Annotated in this window: 19 protein-coding genes and 1 pseudogene; 12 read left to right on the top strand and 8 right to left on the bottom strand. The window is 65.0% G+C overall.

Annotated features, from left to right (window positions below):
* Positions 1 to 90: 90 nt before the first annotated feature.
* Entirely contained in the window at positions 91 to 426 is a 336-nt protein-coding gene (locus ACVWW1_RS27235; protein ID WP_207834769.1) for a YkgJ family cysteine cluster protein, read from the bottom strand.
* The gene (locus tag ACVWW1_RS27230; protein ID WP_092119525.1) at positions 426 to 1,124 is read right to left on the bottom strand and encodes a helix-turn-helix transcriptional regulator; all 699 of its coding nucleotides are present in this window, start codon (positions 1,122 to 1,124) and stop codon (positions 426 to 428) included. Before ACVWW1_RS27230 ends, ACVWW1_RS27235 begins: the two co-directional genes overlap by 1 nt.
* 193 nt (positions 1,125 to 1,317) lie before the next feature.
* Between ACVWW1_RS27230 and ACVWW1_RS27225 the strand changes: the two genes are divergently transcribed.
* A complete protein-coding gene (locus ACVWW1_RS27225) occupies positions 1,318 to 1,551 on the top strand; it encodes a hypothetical protein (protein ID WP_456658040.1) in 234 nt (77 codons plus the stop codon).
* A 64-nt stretch (positions 1,552 to 1,615) separates the two neighbouring features.
* Entirely contained in the window at positions 1,616 to 2,347 is a 732-nt protein-coding gene (locus tag ACVWW1_RS27220; RefSeq protein ID WP_456658039.1) for a glutathione S-transferase family protein, read from the top strand.
* Here the strand turns inward: ACVWW1_RS27220 and ACVWW1_RS27215 are convergent.
* Positions 2,344 to 2,979, bottom strand: coding sequence for a pyridoxamine 5'-phosphate oxidase family protein (locus ACVWW1_RS27215; protein ID WP_456658038.1), 636 nt, complete (start codon positions 2,977 to 2,979; stop codon positions 2,344 to 2,346). The genes ACVWW1_RS27220 and ACVWW1_RS27215 overlap by 4 nt on opposite strands.
* Positions 2,980 to 3,097: 118 nt before the next feature.
* Between ACVWW1_RS27215 and ACVWW1_RS27210 the strand changes: the two genes are divergently transcribed.
* Entirely contained in the window at positions 3,098 to 3,991 is an 894-nt protein-coding gene (locus ACVWW1_RS27210; RefSeq protein WP_456658037.1) for a LysR family transcriptional regulator, read from the top strand.
* A gap of 10 nt (positions 3,992 to 4,001) precedes the next feature.
* On the opposite strand, the gene ACVWW1_RS27205 is transcribed toward ACVWW1_RS27210, so the two are convergent.
* A complete protein-coding gene (locus tag ACVWW1_RS27205) occupies positions 4,002 to 4,457 on the bottom strand; it encodes a PaaI family thioesterase (protein ID WP_207834773.1) in 456 nt (151 codons plus the stop codon).
* A 239-nt stretch (positions 4,458 to 4,696) separates the two neighbouring features.
* Positions 4,697 to 5,866, bottom strand: coding sequence for a 4-hydroxybenzoate 3-monooxygenase (pobA, locus tag ACVWW1_RS27200; RefSeq protein WP_456658036.1), 1,170 nt, complete (start codon positions 5,864 to 5,866; stop codon positions 4,697 to 4,699).
* 268 nt (positions 5,867 to 6,134) lie between these two features.
* On the opposite strand from pobA, the gene ACVWW1_RS27195 reads away from it, so the two are divergent.
* The 9 genes and pseudogenes from ACVWW1_RS27195 (at position 6,135) to ACVWW1_RS27155 (ending at position 15,288) form a co-directional block, all read left to right on the top strand.
* Complete coding sequence (locus ACVWW1_RS27195; protein ID WP_176528734.1) at positions 6,135 to 7,160, top strand: TRAP transporter substrate-binding protein; 1,026 nt, start codon at positions 6,135 to 6,137, stop codon at positions 7,158 to 7,160.
* A gap of 230 nt (positions 7,161 to 7,390) precedes the next feature.
* The gene (locus ACVWW1_RS27190) at positions 7,391 to 7,900 is read left to right on the top strand and encodes a TRAP transporter small permease (RefSeq protein WP_092126276.1); all 510 of its coding nucleotides are present in this window, start codon (positions 7,391 to 7,393) and stop codon (positions 7,898 to 7,900) included.
* Positions 7,901 to 7,918: 18 nt separating this feature from the next.
* Positions 7,919 to 9,223 carry a TRAP transporter large permease gene (locus ACVWW1_RS27185; RefSeq protein WP_456660685.1) on the top strand — a complete coding sequence of 435 codons (1,305 nt, stop codon included), beginning with the start codon at positions 7,919 to 7,921 and terminating at the stop codon, positions 9,221 to 9,223.
* A gap of 4 nt (positions 9,224 to 9,227) precedes the next feature.
* Positions 9,228 to 9,690 (top strand): annotated as a pseudogene (locus ACVWW1_RS27180) (DUF3237 domain-containing protein).
* A 272-nt stretch (positions 9,691 to 9,962) separates the two neighbouring features.
* Positions 9,963 to 10,757, top strand: a complete 795-nt coding sequence (locus tag ACVWW1_RS27175) for a crotonase/enoyl-CoA hydratase family protein (RefSeq protein ID WP_456658035.1) — start codon at positions 9,963 to 9,965, stop codon at positions 10,755 to 10,757.
* Positions 10,754 to 12,637, top strand: a complete 1,884-nt coding sequence (locus ACVWW1_RS27170) for a feruloyl-CoA synthase (RefSeq protein ID WP_456658034.1) — start codon at positions 10,754 to 10,756, stop codon at positions 12,635 to 12,637. The genes ACVWW1_RS27175 and ACVWW1_RS27170 overlap by 4 nt, the downstream gene beginning before the upstream one ends.
* A 20-nt stretch (positions 12,638 to 12,657) precedes the next feature.
* Positions 12,658 to 13,419 carry an SDR family NAD(P)-dependent oxidoreductase gene (locus tag ACVWW1_RS27165; RefSeq protein ID WP_456658033.1) on the top strand — a complete coding sequence of 254 codons (762 nt, stop codon included), beginning with the start codon at positions 12,658 to 12,660 and terminating at the stop codon, positions 13,417 to 13,419.
* A gap of 194 nt (positions 13,420 to 13,613) precedes the next feature.
* Positions 13,614 to 14,033, top strand: a complete 420-nt coding sequence (locus ACVWW1_RS27160; protein ID WP_456658032.1) for an acyl-CoA thioesterase — start codon at positions 13,614 to 13,616, stop codon at positions 14,031 to 14,033.
* Between the two features lie 103 nt (positions 14,034 to 14,136).
* Entirely contained in the window at positions 14,137 to 15,288 is a 1,152-nt protein-coding gene (locus tag ACVWW1_RS27155; protein WP_456658031.1) for an ABC transporter substrate-binding protein, read from the top strand.
* A 127-nt stretch (positions 15,289 to 15,415) separates the two neighbouring features.
* Here ACVWW1_RS27155 and ACVWW1_RS27150 read toward each other — a convergent pair whose 3' ends face one another.
* The 3 genes from ACVWW1_RS27150 to ACVWW1_RS27140 all read right to left on the bottom strand — a co-directional run bounded on the left by ACVWW1_RS27150 (position 15,416) and on the right by ACVWW1_RS27140 (position 18,523).
* Entirely contained in the window at positions 15,416 to 15,811 is a 396-nt protein-coding gene (locus ACVWW1_RS27150; RefSeq protein WP_456658030.1) for an endonuclease domain-containing protein, read from the bottom strand.
* A gap of 214 nt (positions 15,812 to 16,025) precedes the next feature.
* Positions 16,026 to 16,757, bottom strand: a complete 732-nt coding sequence (locus tag ACVWW1_RS27145) for an ABC transporter ATP-binding protein (protein WP_456658029.1) — start codon at positions 16,755 to 16,757, stop codon at positions 16,026 to 16,028.
* Positions 16,754 to 18,523: a branched-chain amino acid ABC transporter ATP-binding protein/permease gene (locus ACVWW1_RS27140; RefSeq protein WP_456658028.1), complete on the bottom strand. Its 1,770-nt coding sequence runs from the start codon at positions 18,521 to 18,523 to the stop codon at positions 16,754 to 16,756. Before ACVWW1_RS27140 ends, ACVWW1_RS27145 begins: the two co-directional genes overlap by 4 nt.
* Positions 18,524 to 18,528 lie beyond the last annotated feature (5 nt).

The following is an 18,528-nucleotide window of genomic DNA, read 5'->3' as shown; positions in this document are numbered from 1 at the left end:
CATGATCCGGAAAAGTGGAATCCGGTTTTCTCTCGCGACAAACGCGGAACGCGTTTGCGCGGAGATCATGCGCAAATAAAAGAGCCGTGCTCAATCCGGCTGCGCGCTCGGGATGAGCGGCAGCCCGTGCCGGCGCCGCGCCATTGCGCATTCTGCGTCGCCCGGCAGGCAGGTTCGGCACACCTCCGGCCGCACCGCATAGACCTCGCAGCGCGTTGCTTCGCCGACCCGGCCTGACAGCGCCGAGCAGCGGTCACCCTCGCAGCGCATCCCTGATTGCCGCGCGTTGACGAATTGCGCCGGGATCAGATCGAGCTGCGCGTCGTCTTCCACCGTGAAGCGCGGCCAGTTCACCGAATAGCTGCAGCAGGCGCCGCAGGACTGACAGGGGCTCGCGTCCGTCGCGTCGATCGCGTTGCCGGTCATCAGGTGTCCCTCGGTGCTTCCCACACCAGGCTGCGCCGCCAGCGCGCCCTGAGCAGGTCGCGCCGCTCCGGATATTTCTCGTCGTGATAGATCGCGGTGACCACGCGGTCGGTGCGGAAGCTGCGGAAATCCTTGCGCAGCTCGCACCAGGCGGCGAGCAGCCGCACCGCCTCGTGATAGCCGACCGCGATCGGCCAGATCGTGCGCTCGCTATCGCGGCCATGCTCGTCGCGATAGTTGAGCGTGATCTTCTTGCCTTCGTGGATCTGGCTGCGGGTCCTGACCATGTCGATACGGTCGGGCTCCCGGTTCCAGGCGGAGCGGGCGCGGCTCGCCGGCTCCAGCACGAACGGCCGCAGCCGGTCGGGCACGGTCTCGGCGATCTTGGCCATCAGGTCCTCGGCCGCGCGCGCCAATGCCGGATCGGCGTGACCGACCACCCATTGCGCGCCGAGCACGCAGGCCTCGATCTCGTCGGGTGTCAGCATCAAGGGCGGCAGGTCAAAGCCCTTCTCCAGGATGTAGCCCATGCCGGCCTCGCCGCGGATCGGCACTCGCTGCTCGATCAGGCTGGCGATGTCGCGATAGATGGTCCGCTTCGATGTCTCGAGTTCGGCTGCGATCGCGTCCGCGGTCAAAGGCTTACGGGTACGGCGGAGCACCTGGATGATCTGAAACAGCCGGTCGGCGCGTCTCATGGCAATTCTCTTGGTCGCTCTCTTGGCGGGTGTCTTAGCAGTGTTTTGGCAGCTGTCTTGACGAGTGTCTTGACGGGTCTCGCAGTGTCTCGGCGGGTCGGCTTTTCGCGCCCCCTGTCACTGCTGCTGACAGCATGTTGGCAGCAGGTGGGGGCTATATCAGGACAACACCTCAAGTGAAGGGAATTTGTCCATGACGAATCTTGATGAACTCGGTTTCCGGCAGGCGCAGAGCTTCGCGCTGGAACAATTGGTCGCGGTCTACTCCACCTCCGGCGATCTGCGCTGGGCCCTGGTCGCGCTGGTCGCTCAGTCGATCGGCGCAGCCTGGTCCTACGGGCGGGCACGGCTGGTCAAGCGCGTTCGCGAGGCGGTTCGCCGCCTCGCGCCGGTCGGCCCGCTCGACAGTGAATGCCACTACTGCTGACACCATGCTGGCAGCAGGGGGCGGCTAGCTTCAATTCACGACCACAGGCGATCGGGAGCTTCATATGATTACGCTTTTTGGCTTTGGCACGGGCTTCGGCTTGCCGGAAATCAGCCCCTTCGTGACCAAGACCGAGGTCCAGCTCAAGATGGCCGGGCTCGACTATCGCAAGGAGAAGGCCATGCCGCCGGCCTCTCCCAAGGGCCAGCTGCCGTTCATCGCCGATGACGGCGAGACGATCGCCGATTCGACCTTCATCCGCGCCCATCTCGAGGGCAAATACGGCTTCGATTTCGACGCGCCGCTGAGCCTGCAGGCGCGCGCGCAGGCCTGGGCCTTCGAGCGCATGATCGAGCATCACGTCTACTGGGCGCTGGTCGGCGCGCGCTGGGTCGACGACACCAATTTCGCCAAGGGGCCCGCGCATTTCTTCGACGGCGCGCCCGATCATCTACGCGACAAGATGCGCGAGGACGCCCAGTTCCGCGTCGCCGAGAACTATCTGTTGAGCGGGCTTGGCCGCCACGGACCCGACGAGGACGTCGATCTCGCGCTCCGCTCGTTGTTTGCGCTGTCGGTGCAGCTCGGCGACAAGCCCTATCTGATGGGCAACGCCCCGTGCGGCACCGACGCCACCGCGTTCGGCGCGCTCGCGGGAATCCTGACGCCGTTCTTCGATTCGCCGCTGCGCGAGCGCACCGAGAAATTCGACAACCTCACCGCCTATGTCGGCCGGATGATGCAGCAATATTATCCGGAATTCGCCTGGGCGCCGTTGCAGCAGCAGGCGGCCTAACCGGCTGGGGCAGGAGCGGGCTCGCCCTTCAATGCGGCGAGCTCCGCCTCGAGTTCGGCGATGCGCTGGTCGCGTGAGGCAAGCGCGCTGGCCACATCGGCCGCGTCGAACTTCTGCGGGATGTGCTGCGGGCAGTTGGTGTCCCACGCCGCGACCTTGAACAGAATCACCTGCTCGGGCCGCGCGCGATAGCCCTGCGGCATCAGCGAACGCGTCAGCGCCGGATCATCTTCAACCACCCGCGCCTCGCCCCAGATCTTCACGCGCTGCCGGTAGGCGTAGTTCATCACGAAGATGTGGGCCTTCGGGTTCTCCGAGAGGTTGCCCTGGGTGATGAATTGCCGGTTGCCGCTGTAGTCGGCGAACGCGATGGTGTGCTTGTCGAGCACCTTGATGAAACCCTTCGGCCCGCCGCGATGCTGGATGTAGGGCTGGCCGCCGGCCGAGGCGGTGGCGAGATAGAAGCTGTTGGTGTTGGTGAGGAAGGCCGCGAGGTTCTCGTCGACCTCGGTTTGCCAGCCGCCATGGGCCTCGACCTCGGCATAGGTTGCGCGCGAGCCTTTGCGGGTCTGGATTTCCTTCACCCCCGGGGTGAACCCGACATCGCTCGAATAGCTGCGAACGTCTGACATCTGAGCCTCCCGCCACGGGCGACAAAGCGGCCGTCCTCGGACCCTAACATGGGCATTTCCGGATCGTAGGCAATCTTGGGAATTGACACTTCACTGTTGCCGATTATGCAATAGTGCCATGGACCGGATCGATGCCATGCAGGCGTTCGTCGCGGTGGCGGACCTCGAGGGGTTTGCCCCCGCCGCCCGCAAGCTCGGCCTGTCTCCGTCCGCCATCACGCGGCTGATCGCGGCGCTGGAGGAGCGGCTCGGTGCGCGGCTGCTGCAGCGGACCACGCGGCAGGTGACGCTGACCGACGCCGGCTCGCGCTACCTGGAGCGGGCGCGGCGGATCCTTGCCGACGTCGAGGAGGCCGAGGACGCGGTAGAGAGCGAGCGCACCCGCCCCGAAGGCCGCTTGGTGATCTCGGCGCCGTTCGGCTTCGGGCGGCTCCATGTCAGCCCGGTCGTGACCGCCTACCTCAAACGCTATCCCGATGTTGGCGTCGACCTGCGGCTGTCGGATCGCCGGATCAACCTCGTCGAGGACGGCGTCGACCTCGCGGTCAGGCTCGGGCACCTGCCGGATTCGACGCTGGTGGCGCGGCATGTCGGCCAGATGCGCCGCATCGTGGTGGCTTCAGCCGGTTATCTCAAGCTTCGCGGCGAGCCGAAGCGGCCGGCGGACCTCACCGCCCACGACACGATCCAGTTCGGCGCGATGACCGCGACGCCGGATTGGCGCTTCATGGAGGACGGCCAGGAGATCCGCATCACGCCGACGCCGCGCTTCACCAGCAACAGCTCGGACGCTGCCATCCAATACGCCGAGCAGGACGGCGGGCTGACCCGGGTGATGGCCTACCAGGCCGCCGAATCGCTGAAGGCGCTGCGGCTCAGGATCGTGCTCGCCGAATTCGAGCAGCCGCCGGTGCCGATCCATGTCGTCTACCCGACATCCCGGCTGTTGTCGGCCAAGGTGCGGACCTTCATCGATCTCGTCACCGAGATCACCGACTGGCATTTCGGCTAGCGCGAGACGCTTAGCTCGCCGGCGCCTTCTTCGGCACCACACGGAACGTGCCGCTGGCGCGCGCGATCGTCACGCCGTCGGCCTTGATCAGGCTTTGTGCAAAGCAGATCGTGCTGCCGGTCTTGATCACATCGCTCTCGATCGCGAGCCACTGCCCGACATTTGCGGAGCCGACGAAATCGACCGTGAGCGAGATCGTCACATACGAGGTCGTCCAGCCGGTCGCCTGGCCGCAGCTATAACCCATCGCGTTGTCGGCAAGGGCCGCGATCAGCCCGCCATGGATCAGGCCGCGGCCGTTGGTGTGCGGCCTCGCCAGCCGCAGGCCGATGATGACGGCCCGCTCGGTCTTCCTTTGGTACAGCGGCTCCCAGGGCTCGGTGAGCGGGCTCTTGCGGAACAGCGGCTCGAAGCCCTCGGGGACATCTTGGGGAATGTCGGGGGCGACTTGCGTGTCGGTGGTCATCTCTGGCTCGCGTATGGCGTTGCGTTGCCGCCATTGAACGCGATGTCGATCGCGGTTTCACCGCCTACAAAGTTTTAAACGGGATTTGCGGGGGCGTTTGAAAGTGGCTCCGGCCTGTCGCCATATCCCTCGCCGTCATCGTCCGGAGAGGCCACGGCGTACTGGATACCCCGCATGCGCGGGGTATGACAGCTGACGGCACAACGGCGAGGTTGCTCGACGAAAAAACAGCAACCGATCTAGAACGGCAGCCCCACATAATTCTCCGACAGCGAGGTCGACGCCGCCTTCGAGCTGACGAGATAGTCGAGCTCGGCGATCTGGATGCGCGCGGCGAATTCGCCCTCGTCAGGGAATTTGTGCAGCATCGAGGTCATCCACCAGGAGAAGCGCACTGCCTTCCAGACCCGCGCCAGCGCTTTGGCCGAATAGAAGTCGAGACCGGCCGAGGATTTCTCGTCGTAATATTCGCGTAGCGCCTGCGACAGATAATGCACGTCGCTGGCCGCAAGGTTCAACCCCTTGGCGCCGGTCGGCGGCACGATGTGCGAGGCGTCGCCGGCCAGGAACATGCGGCCGAACCGCATCGGTTCGGCGACGAAACTGCGCAGCGGCGCGATGCTCTTTTCGATCGAGGGGCCGGTGATGATCTCGTCGGCCGCCTTCTGGTCGAGGCGCCGCTTCAATTCATCCCAGAACCGCTCGTCGGACCATTGATCGACATGATCGTCGAGCGGGCACTGCACGTAATAGCGGCTGCGATGGGTCGAGCGCATCGTGCAGAGCGCAAAGCCGCGCGCGTGGTTGTTGTAGATCAGCTCCGGCGAGACCGGCGGCGTTTCCGAGAGGATGCCGAGCCAGCCGAACGGATACACCCGCTCGTAGCTGGTGATCGCCGACGCCGGCACGCTGGCGCGGCTGACGCCGTGGAAGCCGTCGCAGCCGGCGATGAAATCGCAGGCGAGTTCGTGGGTGACGCCGTCCTTGACGTAGCTGACGCGCGGATGATCGGTGCCGAAATCATGCGGCGTGACGTCGGCGGCGGAGTAGACCGAGGTCAGGCCGGCCGCCTTGCGGGCGTTCATCAGGTCGAGCGTGACCTCGGTCTGGCCGTAGATGGTCACGGTCTTGCCGGTCGCCGCGTGCATGTCGATGCGGTGCCGCGCCCCGCCGAACGCCAGCTCGACGCCGTGATGAACCAGGCCTTCCTGGTGCAGCCGGGCGCCCGCACCGACGCTGTCGAGCAGCGACACGGTGCCTTCCTCGAGCAGGCCGGCGCGGATCCGCCCCAGCACGTAATCCGGGGTCTGCCGCTCGAGAATGACGTTTTCTACGCCGAAAGTATGAAGTAGTTGCCCAAGCAACAGTCCGGCCGGACCTGCGCCAATGATTGCTACTTTTGTCCGCAACACCTGCTCCTCCCGATCGGATAGGCTTTCAGCAGGCGCCCGCGCCGGGGCGGTCGCCATCAACTTGCCAAGGCAACTATATCATATAACAGTTTTGGCAAGGTGGATTTGCGCGGGACCGGCGTTCGCCGCAGCGCAAGATGCGGGAGAGGCCGGGTGCGACGAGGCGTCCTCGCTGCGGATTTCGTCTTGAATATCCGAGCGAATTAGATAACATGTTAAGTAATGAGACCGGGCACGAAGCCCGTCCTGGAGAGGAGGAGAGGTGATGAGGAAGAGTTTGTTGGCGCTGCTGATGGCAGCCGCCGCCATCGTGCCGGCCGCAGGTCCTTCGCAGGCGCAGGACAAGACCGTCAATCTGAAAGTGTCGCTCTGGGTGCCGCCGGCGCATCCGCTGGTGCCGGCGACGCAGGCCTGGGCCGCCGACATCGAGAAGGCATCGGGCGGCACCATCAAGGTCACCGTGTTTCCGTCCGAGCAGCTCGGCAAGGCATTCGACCATTACGACATGGCGCGCGACGGCATCGCCGACGTCACCTATGTCAATCCCGGCTATCAGCCCGGCCGGTTCCCGATCGCGGCCGCGGGCCAGCTCCCGTTCGTGTTCTCGGACGGCAAGAAGGGCACGCTGGCGCTGAACGAGTGGTACCACAAATACGCGCCGACCGAGATGAAGGACACCAAGCTCTGCTTCGCCTTCATCCACGATCCGGGCGCGCTGCACGGCAAGAAGAAGATCCTGCTGCCGAGCGACCTTAGCGGCGTGAAGGTGCGACCGGCGCAGAGCACCATCGGCGAGATGGTGAAGATGTTCGGCGGCACCAATGTGCAGGCCTCCGCCCCGGAATCGCGCGACGCGATCGAGCGCGGCGTGGCCGACGAGATCACCTTCCCCTGGGGATCGATCTTCCTGTTCGGCATCGACAAGGTGGTGAAGTACCACATGGACGTGCCGCTCTACACGACGGTGTTCACCTACAACATCAACCTCGCCAAATATAATGCGATGTCGGACGCCCAGAAGAAGGTGATCGACGATCATTGCACGCCGGAATGGGCCTCCAAAGTCACCGATCCCTGGACCGATTTCGAAGCCAATGGCCGCACCAAGATGAAGGCGCTGCAAGGCCACGAGGTCTATCCGCTGACGGCGGATCAGCTCGCCGAGTGGAAGAAGGCGGTCAAGCCGCTGCGCGACAGCTGGGCCGAGGCGGTGAAGAAGGCCGGCGGCGATGCGGAGAAGATCGAGGCCGATCTGCAGGCCACGCTGAAGAAGTACGAGGCGGGGATCTGATCCCGTTGCCCCTTCACCTCGCCCCGCTTGCGGGGAGAGGTCGGATCGCATCGTCAGATGCGATCCGGGTGAGGGGGTACAGGTCTCACCGCCTTCACAACTCGTGGAAAGCAGCCCCTCACCCCAACCCTCTCCCCGCAAGAGCGCGGCGAGGGAGCTCATCGAAGCAACGCATGACGCAATCTGCCGAAGTTTCCCAGGACGGCGCGATCACCGGTCCACCCGAGCCGGTGCGCAAGAATTTCATGGACCGCTTCATCGATTCGATCGAATGGGTGGCGGCCTTCTTCGTCGGCGTCGTCGCGCTCAACACCTTCACCGCGGTGTTCATGCGCAAATTCTTCTCGGTGACGATCCCCGACTACTACAATTTCGGCCAGTTCCTGCTCGGCATCCTGATCTTCTGGGGCATCGCGGCGACGAGCTATCGCGGCACTCACATCACGGTCGATCTGGTCTGGGCCAATGCCTCGCCGCGCTATCAGCGCTGGATCGACATCTTCGCGACGCTGGTGCTGCTGTTCGTGGTGACGGTGCAGACCTACACGCTGGTCGACAAGGTGATCGACACCAGGAACAGCCATATCGTCACCATGGATCTCGGCGTGCCGGTCTGGCCGTTCTTCCTGGTGTCGTGGCTCGGCGACGTCTCCGCGGTTTTGCTGATCGCGATCCGGACCTACCGCCTGATCTTCCATCCGGAAGATATCCATGATGCCAAGATCAAGACTGCGGAGTAGACGGCCATGAGTCTCGATTTGAGTCCCGAGGCCGTCGCCGTCATCGGCTTCGTCTGCCTGTTCGCGCTGATGCTGTTGCGTGTACCCGTCGGCATGGCGATGGGCCTCGTCGGCATCACCGGCTTCGGCTATCTCACCGGCTTCGCTCCGGCGCTGAAGCTTGTCGGCCAGACCACGATGCGCACGGTGACGGATTATTCCTTCGGCGTGATCCCGATGTTCCTGTTGATGGGCGCCTTCGTGTCCGTCTCCGGCATCAGCCGCGAGCTGTTCCGCGCCGCCAACACCTTTGTCGGCCACTGGAAGGGCGGGCTCGGCATCGCGACCATCGCAGCCTGCGGCGGCTTTGCCGCGATCTCGGGCTCGTCGGTCGCGACCGCCGCGACGTTCTCGGCGGTGGCCTATCCCGAGATGCGCCGCTTCGGCTATCCGCAATCGTTCTCGACCGGCGTGATCGCGGTCGGCGGCACGCTCGGGGCAATGCTGCCGCCATCCACGGTGCTCGCGGTGTATGGCATCATCACCCAGCAGGATATCGGCAAGCTGTTCATCGCCGGCGTGGTGCCGGGCCTGCTCGCGATCCTGATGCACATGATCACGATCGGCATCATCGGCGTGACGCGGCCGCGCTTCCTGCCGGCAGGCAAGAAGGCGTCGTGGCACGAGCGCGCCATGGCTATGCGCGACGTCTGGTCGCCGCTGCTGCTGTTCCTGTTCGTGATCGGCGGCCTTTATGGCGGCTTCTTCGTCCCGACCGAGGCGGGCGCGGTCGGCGCGGTCGGTGCCTTCATCATCGGCATCCTCAGGGGCAAGCTGACCAGGGACGGCATCCTGCAATCGCTGCTGCAGGCGACGCGCACCGCGGCGGCGGTGTTCACGGTGCTGATCGGCGCACTCTGCTTCGGCTATTTCCTCACCATCACCCAGACGCCGCAGAACGTCACTGAATTCCTCACCGGGCTCGGTATCGGCCCTTACGGCGTGCTGGCGCTGATCCTCCTGATGTATCTGGTGCTCGGCTGCCTGATGGACGCGATGGCGATGGTGATCCTCACCGTGCCGATCGTGTTCCCGGTGGTGACCGCGCTCGGTTTCGACCCGATCTGGTTCGGCATCATCATCGTCATGACGGTGGAACTCGGCCTGATCCATCCGCCGGTCGGCATGAACGTGTTCGTGATCAAGAGCGTGATCAAGGACGTCAACATGTCGACGATCTTTGTCGGCGTGCTGCCGTTCGTGATCACCGATCTGATCCGGCTGGTGATCCTGATCCTGTTCCCGCTGCTCGCGACCTGGCTGCCGCAGCGTATGATAGGGTAAATCCATGGTGCCTGAGCTTCAGACCAGATACGTCTTCACCATCACCGCCCCGGATCGCGGAGGTGACCTCCGCCGGCGACATCGGCACCGGCGTCCGCCGCATCATTCCGATCATCGGCGGCGAGGTGAGGGGCGAGACTGTCAACGGCAAGGTGCTGCCGTTCGGCGCCGACTTCCAGATCATCCGGCCCAGCGAGCTGATCGAGCTGGAGGCAAAATATGCCTTCGAGACCGACGACGGCGCCGTCGTCTATGTCGAGAACAAGGGCATCCGCTTCGGGCCGGTCGATCTGCTCGAGAAGCTCAAGCGCGGCGAACCGGTCGACCCGAAGCTGATCTACTTCCGCACCGTGCCGAAATTCGAAACCGGCGCCGAAAAGTACCGCTGGCTGATGGAGCACATCTTCGTTGCCTCCGCCGCCCGCCACGCCGACCGCGTCGTGATCGACGTGCATCAGGTGTTGTGAGGAAGGCAACGGCCACTTCCTGGCTTTCGCCATGACGACGATGATCTGCTGTCATCGCCCGGCTTGACCGGGCGATCCAGTACGCCGAGGCCTCTCGGCTCAAGCACGAACGTCTCTGGAATACTGGATCACCCGCTTTCGCGGGTGATGACACCGCGAACGGAATGCAGCCTTGCGTGCAATGGCGAGCGTTCCGCCAGCCAACGTCCCGTATTGACTCCTGCGATGATAGTTATAAAACATAACTATTCTAACCAGGAAACAATAACGCCATGGGAAACGCTGCCGACGCGGGTGATGCCTCGCTGCTCAGGATCGAGACGCGAGGGGCGGTGCTGACCGTCGGGCTCAACCGGCCGGCCAAGCGCAATGCGCTCAATGACGGCATCATCCTGGCGCTGTGCGACTGCTTTTCCGCGATTCCCGACACGATCGGCGCCGTCGTCATCCATGGCGTCGGCGATCATTTCTCGTCCGGCCTTGATCTCTCCGAACTGACCGAGCGCGACGCCACCGAGGGGCTGGTGCATTCCCAGATGTGGCACCGCGTGTTCGACCGCATCCAGTATTGCCGCGTGCCGGTGATCGCCGCGCTGAAGGGCGCAGTGATCGGTGGCGGGCTGGAGCTTGCCTGCGCGGCGCATATCCGGGTCGCCGAGCCGTCGGCCTATTTCGCGCTGCCCGAAGGCCAGCGCGGCATCTTCGTCGGCGGCGGCGGATCGGTGCGGCTGCCGCGCCTGATCGGTGTGCCCAGGATGGCCGACATGATGCTGACCGGCCGGGTCTATTCGGCGACCGAGGGCGCAGCCTACGGCTTCTCGCAATATCTCACCGAGGCCGACGGCGCGTTGCCCAAGGCGCTGGAGCTTGCCGAGCGCGTCGCAGCCAATGCGCCGCTGACCAACTTCGCAGTGTTGCAGGCGCTGCCGATGATCGCCGAGGCCAATCCGCAGACCGGCCTCTTGATGGAATCGCTGATGGCGACGGTGGCGCAGAGCGATAAGGAGGCCAAGAAGCGGATCCGCGCGTTTCTGGATCGCAAGACCGCCAAGGTGAAGCCGACATGAGCGCCAAGGCTGATATATCTGCGTCTGCGTCCACTGCGAGTGCGCATCCGCTGCGCCCGATCTCGTTCGGCAATCCTGACGTCACCGTCGAGCGCCGCGACGACGGCACGATCTATCTGCGCCCCAAGCTCAATCTCGCCGACTATCCCGATCGCCTCACCGATCGCCTGCATCATTGGGCAGCGGCCGAGCCGAGCCGTGTGTTCATGGCCGAACGTGCAGCCGGCGGCGGCTGGCGCCAGATCACCTACGCGCAATTGCTCGAGGCGACACGGCGCATCGCTTCCGCGCTGATCGCGCGCGGGCTGTCGGCTGAGCGGCCGATCATGATCCTGTCGGGCAATTCGATCGATCACGCGCTGATCGCGCTCGGCGCGCTCTATGCCGGCATTCCGTTCTGTCCGGTCTCTCCGGCCTATTCGCTGGTGTCGCGCGACTACGGCAAGCTCAGCTTCGTCATCAAGCTGCTGACGCCCGGTCTCGTCTTCGTCGACGACGCCGACAAATTTGCCGACGCCCTGCGCGCCAATGTCGGCCCCGTTGTCGAGATCGCGGCAAGCCGCGGGACCGTGCCCAGCCGCGAGGTGACGCGGCTCGCCGATCTCATGGCAACGCCGGAAGATCCGCGCCTTGACGCGACCCATGCCGCGATCGGTCCGGACACCATTGCAAAATTCCTGCTGACGTCGGGCTCGACCGGCAATCCCAAGGCCGTCATCAACACCCAGCGCATGATCTGCGCCAACCAGGTGATGCTGCGCGAGACATTGGCGTTCCTGAAGGACGAGCCGCCTGTGATCGTCGACTGGCTGCCGTGGAATCACACTTTTGGCGGCAACCACAATGTCGGGCTGACGCTCTTCAACGGTGGCTCGATGTATCTCGACGAGGGCAAGCCGATGCCCGGCGGCATCGAGGAGACCGTGCGAAACCTGCGCGAGATCTCGCCGACGGTCTATTTCAACGTGCCCAAGGGCTACGAATCGCTGCTGCCCTATCTGCGCGACGATGCAGGCCTGCGGGCGAAATTCTTCGAGCGGCTGCATGCGATGTTCTTCTCGGGCGCCGCCCTGTCGCCGTTCATCTGGAACAGCCTCGATGCGCTCGCGGTGCAGGAGAAGGGCTATCGCGTGCCGATGCTGACCGGGCTCGGCGCCACCGAGACCTCGCCGTTCTTCATGTCGGTGCGGCCCGATACCAGCCGCTCCGGCCATGTCGGGCTTCCAGTGTCGGGCAATGATGCGAAGCTGGTGCCGAACAACGGCAAGCTCGAGTTGCGCGCCAAGGGTCCGAACGTGACGCCGGGCTACTGGCGGCAGCCCGAACTGACCGCCAAGGCATTCGACGAGGAGGGTTTCTATAAATTCGGCGACGCGCTGAAGCCCGCCAACGCCGATGATCTCAATGCCGGGTTCGATTTCGACGGCCGCATCGCCGAGGATTTCAAGCTGGCGAGCGGCACCTGGGTCAGCGTCGGGCCGTTGCGGGCGCGCTTCGTCGGCGCCTGCGCGCCGCTGGTGCGCGACGTCGTGATCGCGGGGCTCAACCGCGACGAGCTGGCGGCGATCGTGATCCTCGATCTCGATGGCTGCCGCCTGATCAATCCACAGCTTGCCTCTGGTGACATCGCGGCTGCGGCCAACGACCCGCTGGTGCGTGAAGCCTTCCGGGAACGTCTCGCGCGCGTGCTTGCGAGTGCCACCGGCTCGTCGAACCGGATCGCGCGGGCGCTCCTGCTCGACACGCCGCTGTCGATCGATCGCGGCGAGGTCACCGACAAGGGCTCGATCAACCAGCGTGCGGTGCTGGAGCATCGCACTGACATCATCGAAGCGCTCTATGCGCCGGTGCCGCCGGCATCGGTGATCAAACTCGTCTGACCATTCAAGGAGAGAATGCCATGCAGTTGAAGGACCAGGCCGCCATCGTCACCGGCGGCGCATCGGGATTGGGCGCGGCGACCGCGCGCCGTCTGGCTGCGCAGGGCGCCAAGGTCGCGGTCTGCGACCTCAACGCCAAGCTCGCCGAGAGCGTCGCAGCCGAGATCGGCGGCATTTCGGTCGTGTGCGACGTCGCCGATGCGGCCGCTGCCGAAGCCGCGGTGGCTGCCGCCGCCAAGGCGCACGGCCCGGCGCGGGTGCTGGTCAACTGTGCCGGCATCGGGGTGGCAAAACGCGTGATCGGCCGTGAAGGGCCGATGGCGCTCGCCGACTTCGACAAGGTGATCAAGGTCAACCTGATCGGCTCGTTCAACATGCTGCGGGTTGCGACCGCCGAGATGTCGAAGCTCGAGCCGCTCGCGACTGGCGAACGCGGTGTCGTGATCTCGACGGCTTCGGTCGCGGCCTATGACGGCCAGATCGGGCAGGCGGCCTATTCGGCTTCCAAGGGCGGCATCGTTGCGATGACGCTGCCGATCGCGCGCGAGCTCGCGCAATTCGGCATCCGCGTGCTGACCATCGCGCCGGGCCTGTTCATGACCCCCTTGCTGGCCGGCCTGCCGCAGGAGGCGCAGGACTCGCTCGCCGCCGCGATCCCGTTCCCGCGCCGGCTGGGGCAGGCCGACGAGTTTGCCTCGTTGGCGCTGCACATGATCGACAATCCCTATCTGAACGGCGAAGTGGTGCGGCTCGATGCCGCGCTCCGGATGGCGCCACGCTGACTATGGTCATGAGTATGAATCAGGAGCATCCGACGAGCTTGCTTCCACCTCTCCCATTGGGAGAGGTCGGATCGCGCAGCGATCCGGGTGAGGGGTTACGATCAACAACGAAGACCGTACCCCCTCACCCCAGCCCTCTCCCCGTCGGAGAGGGAGTTCACCGCGGTTGCCGCGCTATCGGGGTTGGCTAAACCATGTTCGTCCATCGGCGCGACGTGCAGATCCAGTGGGGCGATTGCGACCCCGCCAACATCGTCTACTACCCGCGCTACTTCGCGATGTTCGACGACTCGACCTCGATCATGTTCGAGGCGGCTGGTTGCTCGAAGCAGGATCTCATCCACAAATACGGACTTGTCGGCATTCCCATGGTCGACACGCGGGCGAAATTCCACATCCCGTCGACCCATGGCGACTGGATCACCATCGAGAGCCGGATCGAGAGCATCAAGCGCTCGAGCTTCGAGGTGGTGCACCGCGTGTTCAAGGGCGAGGCGTTGGCGATCGAGGCGTTCGAGACAAGGGTGCTCGTCGGCCGCCACCCGGACGATCCCGCCAGGCTGAAATCTGCGCCATTTCCGCAGGAGATCATCGACCGCTTCCTGAAGGGCTGACTTGTTCAGGGCTGACTTGCGGCCCCTCATGACCCAAAGAAGGGGCTGAATTGGCCCGCAAAACTGGTTTAAACCCAAAAAACATATCCGCAGGGAGGAACGAATGAGGAAGGCCACTCTCGCCGCAGCAGTGCTCACAGCAGTCATCGCGCTGCCGGGCGCGTCCGCACTGGCGCAGACCAATGAAATCACCATCGGCATCTCGATCTCGACCACCGGCCCCGCCGCCGCGCTCGGCATTCCCGAACGCAACGCGCTCGATTTTGTGCCGAAGGAGATCGGCGGCGTGCCGCTGAAGCTGATCGTGCTCGACGACGCCGGCGATCCGACGGCTGCGACCACCAATACGCGGCGCTTCGTCACCGAGTCCAAGGCCGACATCATCATGGGCTCCTGCATCACGCCGACGACGATCGCGGTATCGACGGTCGCCAACGAGGCCGGCATTCCGCATCTCGGTCTCGCGCCGTTCCCGATCAATGACGCCCGCGCAAAATGGTCGGTCGACCTGCCGCAGTCGATTCCGATCATGGGCAAGGTGCTCTACGCGCACATGAAGGCGCACAACATCAAGACCGTCGGCTACATCGGCTATTCGGATTCCTACGGCGATCTCTGGGTCAACGACTTCAAGGCCCAGGCCGTGCCGATGGGCCTGACCATGACCGATGAGGAGCGCTTCGCGCGTCCGGATACGTCGGTCGCGGGCCAGGTGCTGAAGCTCGTCGCCGCCAATCCCGACGCCATCCTGGTCGGCGCCTCCGGCACCGCCGCGGCGCTGCCGCAGACCGCGCTGCGCGAGCGCGGCTACAAGGGCCTGATCTACCAGACCCACGGTGCGGCCACGATGGACTTTATCCGCATCGCAGGCGCGTCCGCGGAAGGCGTCATCATGTCGGCCGGCCCGATCATGTCGCCGGAAACCCAAGCCGACAGCGCGCTGACCAAGAAGCCGGGCCTGACGCTGAACGCGGCCTATGAAGCCAAGTACGGCGCCAACAGCCGCAGCCAGTTCGCCGGCCATTCCTTCGACGCCTTCGAGGTGCTGAAGCGCATCATCCCGACGGCGCTGAAGACCGCCAAGCCCGGCACGCCGGAATTCCGCGAGGCGATCCGCCAGGCGTTCATCTCCGAGAAGGAGATCGTCGCGAGCCAGGGCGTCTACAACTGGACCGAAAAGGATCGCTACGGCCTCGACGACCGCTCGCGCATCCTGCTGACGGTCAAGGACGGCAAATACGTCCCGGCGATGTGAGCCGATCTTGATCTGCGAAACGAAGAAGCCGGCCTCGCTAAAGGGCCGGCTTTTTCTCTACCCTCCCCTGGAGGGGGAGGGTCGCTTCGCATCGCGTGAGCGATGTGAAGCGGGGTGGGGTGATACTCTATCGTCGTCGGTGGTGCTTCAGCGGCACGGCTTGCGCTTCGCGAGCGTCGTAGAGCTCGACATAAATCCGCTCCAGCACAGCGCCGAGGTCAGCCGTGATTTCCGAGTTCCAGAACCGGATGACGCGGAAGCCCTCTTTTTCGAGCCATTGTTGTCGCTCGCGATCGCGCATTGCCGTTTCATCGTCGTTGTGATGCCCGCCGTCGAGTTCGATGATCAGCCGCTTGGCCGGACAGAAGAAGTCGACGACATAGGGGCCGATCGGAGCTTGCTTTCGGAAATGCGTGCCTTCCGTCGGCAGTTCCTTCAGCGCACGCCATAATATCCGCTCGTGCGGCGTGGCATTTGCGCGCAGCTTCTTCCCAGCTGCTCTTCGGATCGATGCTGAGACCATTCGTGCGGCTTCACCCCACCCCGATCGCACCCGACGATGCTACGCATCGCCGTGCGCGCTCGACCCTCCCCCTCCAGGGGAGGGTGAAGTGGAGCGCAAGCATTGCGCGAATGCAAGCGTGGTCAGACGTGGTTCATCAGAAGACGCACCCGCCTTCATCCTCCCCTGGCGGGCGAGGTGGGGTGACGCTCTCTCCGCGCTGGCGCGGCGCGTTCTAGATCGCGCTCTCGCCTTCGAGCTGGAAGCCGAGATAGCTCGCGGCGACGCCCTTGTTGGCGGCGATGTCCCTGGCCGGGCCCGACAGCACGAACTCGCCGAGCTCCATCACATAGGCGCGGTCGGCGATCTGCAGCGCGGCCTGGGCGTTCTGCTCGACCAGCAGCACCGAGACGCCGGCTGCGCGGAGTTCGCCGACGATGCGGAAGATGTCGGCGACGATGATCGGGGCGAGGCCGAGGCTCGGCTCGTCCAGCATCAGCAATTTCGGCGCGCCCATCAGCGCGCGGCCCATCGCCAGCATCTGCTGCTCGCCGCCGGACAGCGTGCCGGCGAGCTGCTTGCGCCGCTCCTTGAGCCGCGGAAACAGCGCGTAGACCCGCTCCAGCGAGCGGGCCGCGGTTGCCTTCGCGATCCGGAAGGCGCCGAGCTCGAGATTGTCCTCGACATTCATGGTGCCGAACAATTCGCGATGCTCGGGCACCAGGCTCAGGCCCGTCGCGACGCGGTCCTCGATATCGAGCGGCGCCATGTCGACGCCGGCAAAGGTGGTGCGGCCCCGCAGCGGCAGCACGCCCATGATGGCGTTGAGCAGTGTGGTCTTGCCGGCGCCGTTGGCGCCGATGATGGTAACGATCTCGTTCTCTCCAACGTCGAGCGAGACGCCGCGTACGGCCTCGACCTTGCCGTAGGCAATGTGGACGTCGGTCACCGATAGCAGCGCACTCATGCGGCGGCTCCGAGATAGGCCTTGATCACGTCGGGGTTGCGCTTGATCGCAGCCGGCGTGCCCTCGGCGATCTTGGTGCCGAAATCCAGCACCACGATGCGGTCGGCGAGATCCATCACGAACCCCATGTCGTGCTCGACCAGCAGCACCGACATGCCGCCGTCGCGCAACTGCCGGAGCAGCGCGGCCAGCCGCTGCTTCTCCATGTGGCGCAGCCCGGCCGCCGGTTCGTCCAGCAGCAGCAGCATCGGATCGACGCACAGTGCGCGGGCGATCTCGACGATGCGCTGCTGCCCGAGCGACAGCGAGCCCGCGAGCTGGTCGATCTGGTCGAACAGGCCGACGCGCGCGATCTGCCGCGCGGCTTCCGCCAGCAGTTTCGCCTCATCCGCGCGGTCGAGCCGCAGCATGCTGGAGATCGCCCCGGAATTGCCGCGCAGATGCGCGCCGATCGCGACGTTCTCCAGCACGGTCATGTCGGGCACCAGCTTGACGTGCTGGAACGTGCGGGCAACGCCGAGCTTGACCACCTCTTGCGGCGGAGCGTTTGCGACCTCCCTGCCGAGCACGGCGATCTTGCCGCTGGTTGCGGCCAGGACGCCGGTGATCAGGTTGAAGGTCGTGCTCTTGCCGGCGCCGTTCGGGCCGATCAGTGCGACGATCTCGCGGGTGTTGACGTCGAACGAAACGTCGTTCACGGCGAGCACGCCGCCGAACTGCTTGCGCGCCTTGTCGATGTGCAGCAGGACCGGAGACGTTCCCGCCGCCCGCTCACGGTGTTCCAGCTTCACCGATGTGTCCGGCGTCTTGCGGGCCGGCTTGAACGGCAGCCGCGACATCAGCCAGGGCCAGACGCCCTGCGGTGCGAGCTGCAACAGCAGCACCAGCATGATGCCGAACACGATGGTCTCGAGCTGGCTCTGGCCGCCGAAGATATAGGGCAGGTAGCTCTGCAGCACCTCTTTCAGGATCACGACGATGCCGGCGCCGAGCACGCCGCCCCAGACGTAACCGGCGCCGCCGACGACAGCGATGAACAGATACTCGATGCCGGCCTGCGCGCCGAACGGCGTCGGGTTGGCGGCGCGCTGGAAATGCGCGTAGAGCCAGCCGGACAGGCCGGCCAGCACCGCCGCATAGATGAACACCAGGAGCTTGGCGCGCGGCGTCTGCACGCCGAACGCTTCGGCCGCGATATGGCCGCGCCGCAACGCGCGGATGGCGCGCCCGGTGCGGGAATCCAGCAGGTTCATGGTCAATAGCGCCGCGAGCAGCACCGCAACCCAGATCGCGTAATAGATCGTGTCCGGGCTCAGCATCTTGAACGAGCCGATCGAGAGCGGCGGGATACCCGAAATGCCGTCGTTGCGGCCGAGGAATTCGAGCTTGCTGAACAGGTAGAACAGGCCGATGCCCCAGGCGATGGTGCCGAGCGGCAGATAGTGGCCTGACAGCCGCACCGTGACGATGCCGAGCAGCACCGCTGCAATGCCGCTGACCACGAGCGAAGCCGGCAGCGTCAGCCACGGCGAGACGCCGTAGGCGGTGGTCAGCACCGCCGTGGTGTAGGCGCCGAAGCCGCAGAACGCGGCCTGTCCGAACGAGGTGAGGCCGCCGACGCCGGTGAGCAGCACAAGCCCCATCGCGACCAGCGCGGCGAGGCCGATATTGTCGAGCAGCACGATCCAGAACGGCGGGACGCCCGGGAGAAGCGGGATCACCGCCATCACGAGCGCGAAGATGATGAGAGGGAGCCGCTGTGTCATCGCGC

The organism is Bradyrhizobium sp. JR3.5 (genome assembly GCF_054057015.1).
Note: the sequence above shows the minus strand (reverse complement) of the source record. Positions and strands in the feature narration are given on the sequence as shown.

Bases quoted from the DNA above. Each gene is read 5' to 3' on its own strand.
- ACVWW1_RS27145 (WP_456658029.1), bottom strand. From the start codon at position 16,757: ATGAGTGCGCTGCTATCGGTGACCGACGTCCACATTGCCTACGGCAAG.
- ACVWW1_RS27175 (WP_456658035.1), top strand. From the start codon at position 9,963: ATGGGAAACGCTGCCGACGCGGGTGATGCCTCGCTGCTCAGGATCGAG.
- ACVWW1_RS27155 (WP_456658031.1), top strand. From the start codon at position 14,137: ATGAGGAAGGCCACTCTCGCCGCAGCAGTGCTCACAGCAGTCATCGCG.
- ACVWW1_RS27150 (WP_456658030.1), bottom strand. From the start codon at position 15,811: ATGGTCTCAGCATCGATCCGAAGAGCAGCTGGGAAGAAGCTGCGCGCA.
- ACVWW1_RS27225 (WP_456658040.1), top strand. From the start codon at position 1,318: ATGACGAATCTTGATGAACTCGGTTTCCGGCAGGCGCAGAGCTTCGCG.
- ACVWW1_RS27170 (WP_456658034.1), top strand. From the start codon at position 10,754: ATGAGCGCCAAGGCTGATATATCTGCGTCTGCGTCCACTGCGAGTGCG.
- ACVWW1_RS27210 (WP_456658037.1), top strand. From the start codon at position 3,098: ATGGACCGGATCGATGCCATGCAGGCGTTCGTCGCGGTGGCGGACCTC.
- ACVWW1_RS27165 (WP_456658033.1), top strand. From the start codon at position 12,658: ATGCAGTTGAAGGACCAGGCCGCCATCGTCACCGGCGGCGCATCGGGA.
- ACVWW1_RS27230 (WP_092119525.1), bottom strand. From the start codon at position 1,124: ATGAGACGCGCCGACCGGCTGTTTCAGATCATCCAGGTGCTCCGCCGT.
- ACVWW1_RS27205 (WP_207834773.1), bottom strand. From the start codon at position 4,457: ATGACCACCGACACGCAAGTCGCCCCCGACATTCCCCAAGATGTCCCC.
- ACVWW1_RS27140 (WP_456658028.1), bottom strand. From the start codon at position 18,523: ATGACACAGCGGCTCCCTCTCATCATCTTCGCGCTCGTGATGGCGGTG.
- ACVWW1_RS27215 (WP_456658038.1), bottom strand. From the start codon at position 2,979: ATGTCAGACGTTCGCAGCTATTCGAGCGATGTCGGGTTCACCCCGGGG.
- ACVWW1_RS27235 (WP_207834769.1), bottom strand. From the start codon at position 426: ATGACCGGCAACGCGATCGACGCGACGGACGCGAGCCCCTGTCAGTCC.
- ACVWW1_RS27160 (WP_456658032.1), top strand. From the start codon at position 13,614: ATGTTCGTCCATCGGCGCGACGTGCAGATCCAGTGGGGCGATTGCGAC.
- ACVWW1_RS27220 (WP_456658039.1), top strand. From the start codon at position 1,616: ATGATTACGCTTTTTGGCTTTGGCACGGGCTTCGGCTTGCCGGAAATC.
- ACVWW1_RS27195 (WP_176528734.1), top strand. From the start codon at position 6,135: ATGAGGAAGAGTTTGTTGGCGCTGCTGATGGCAGCCGCCGCCATCGTG.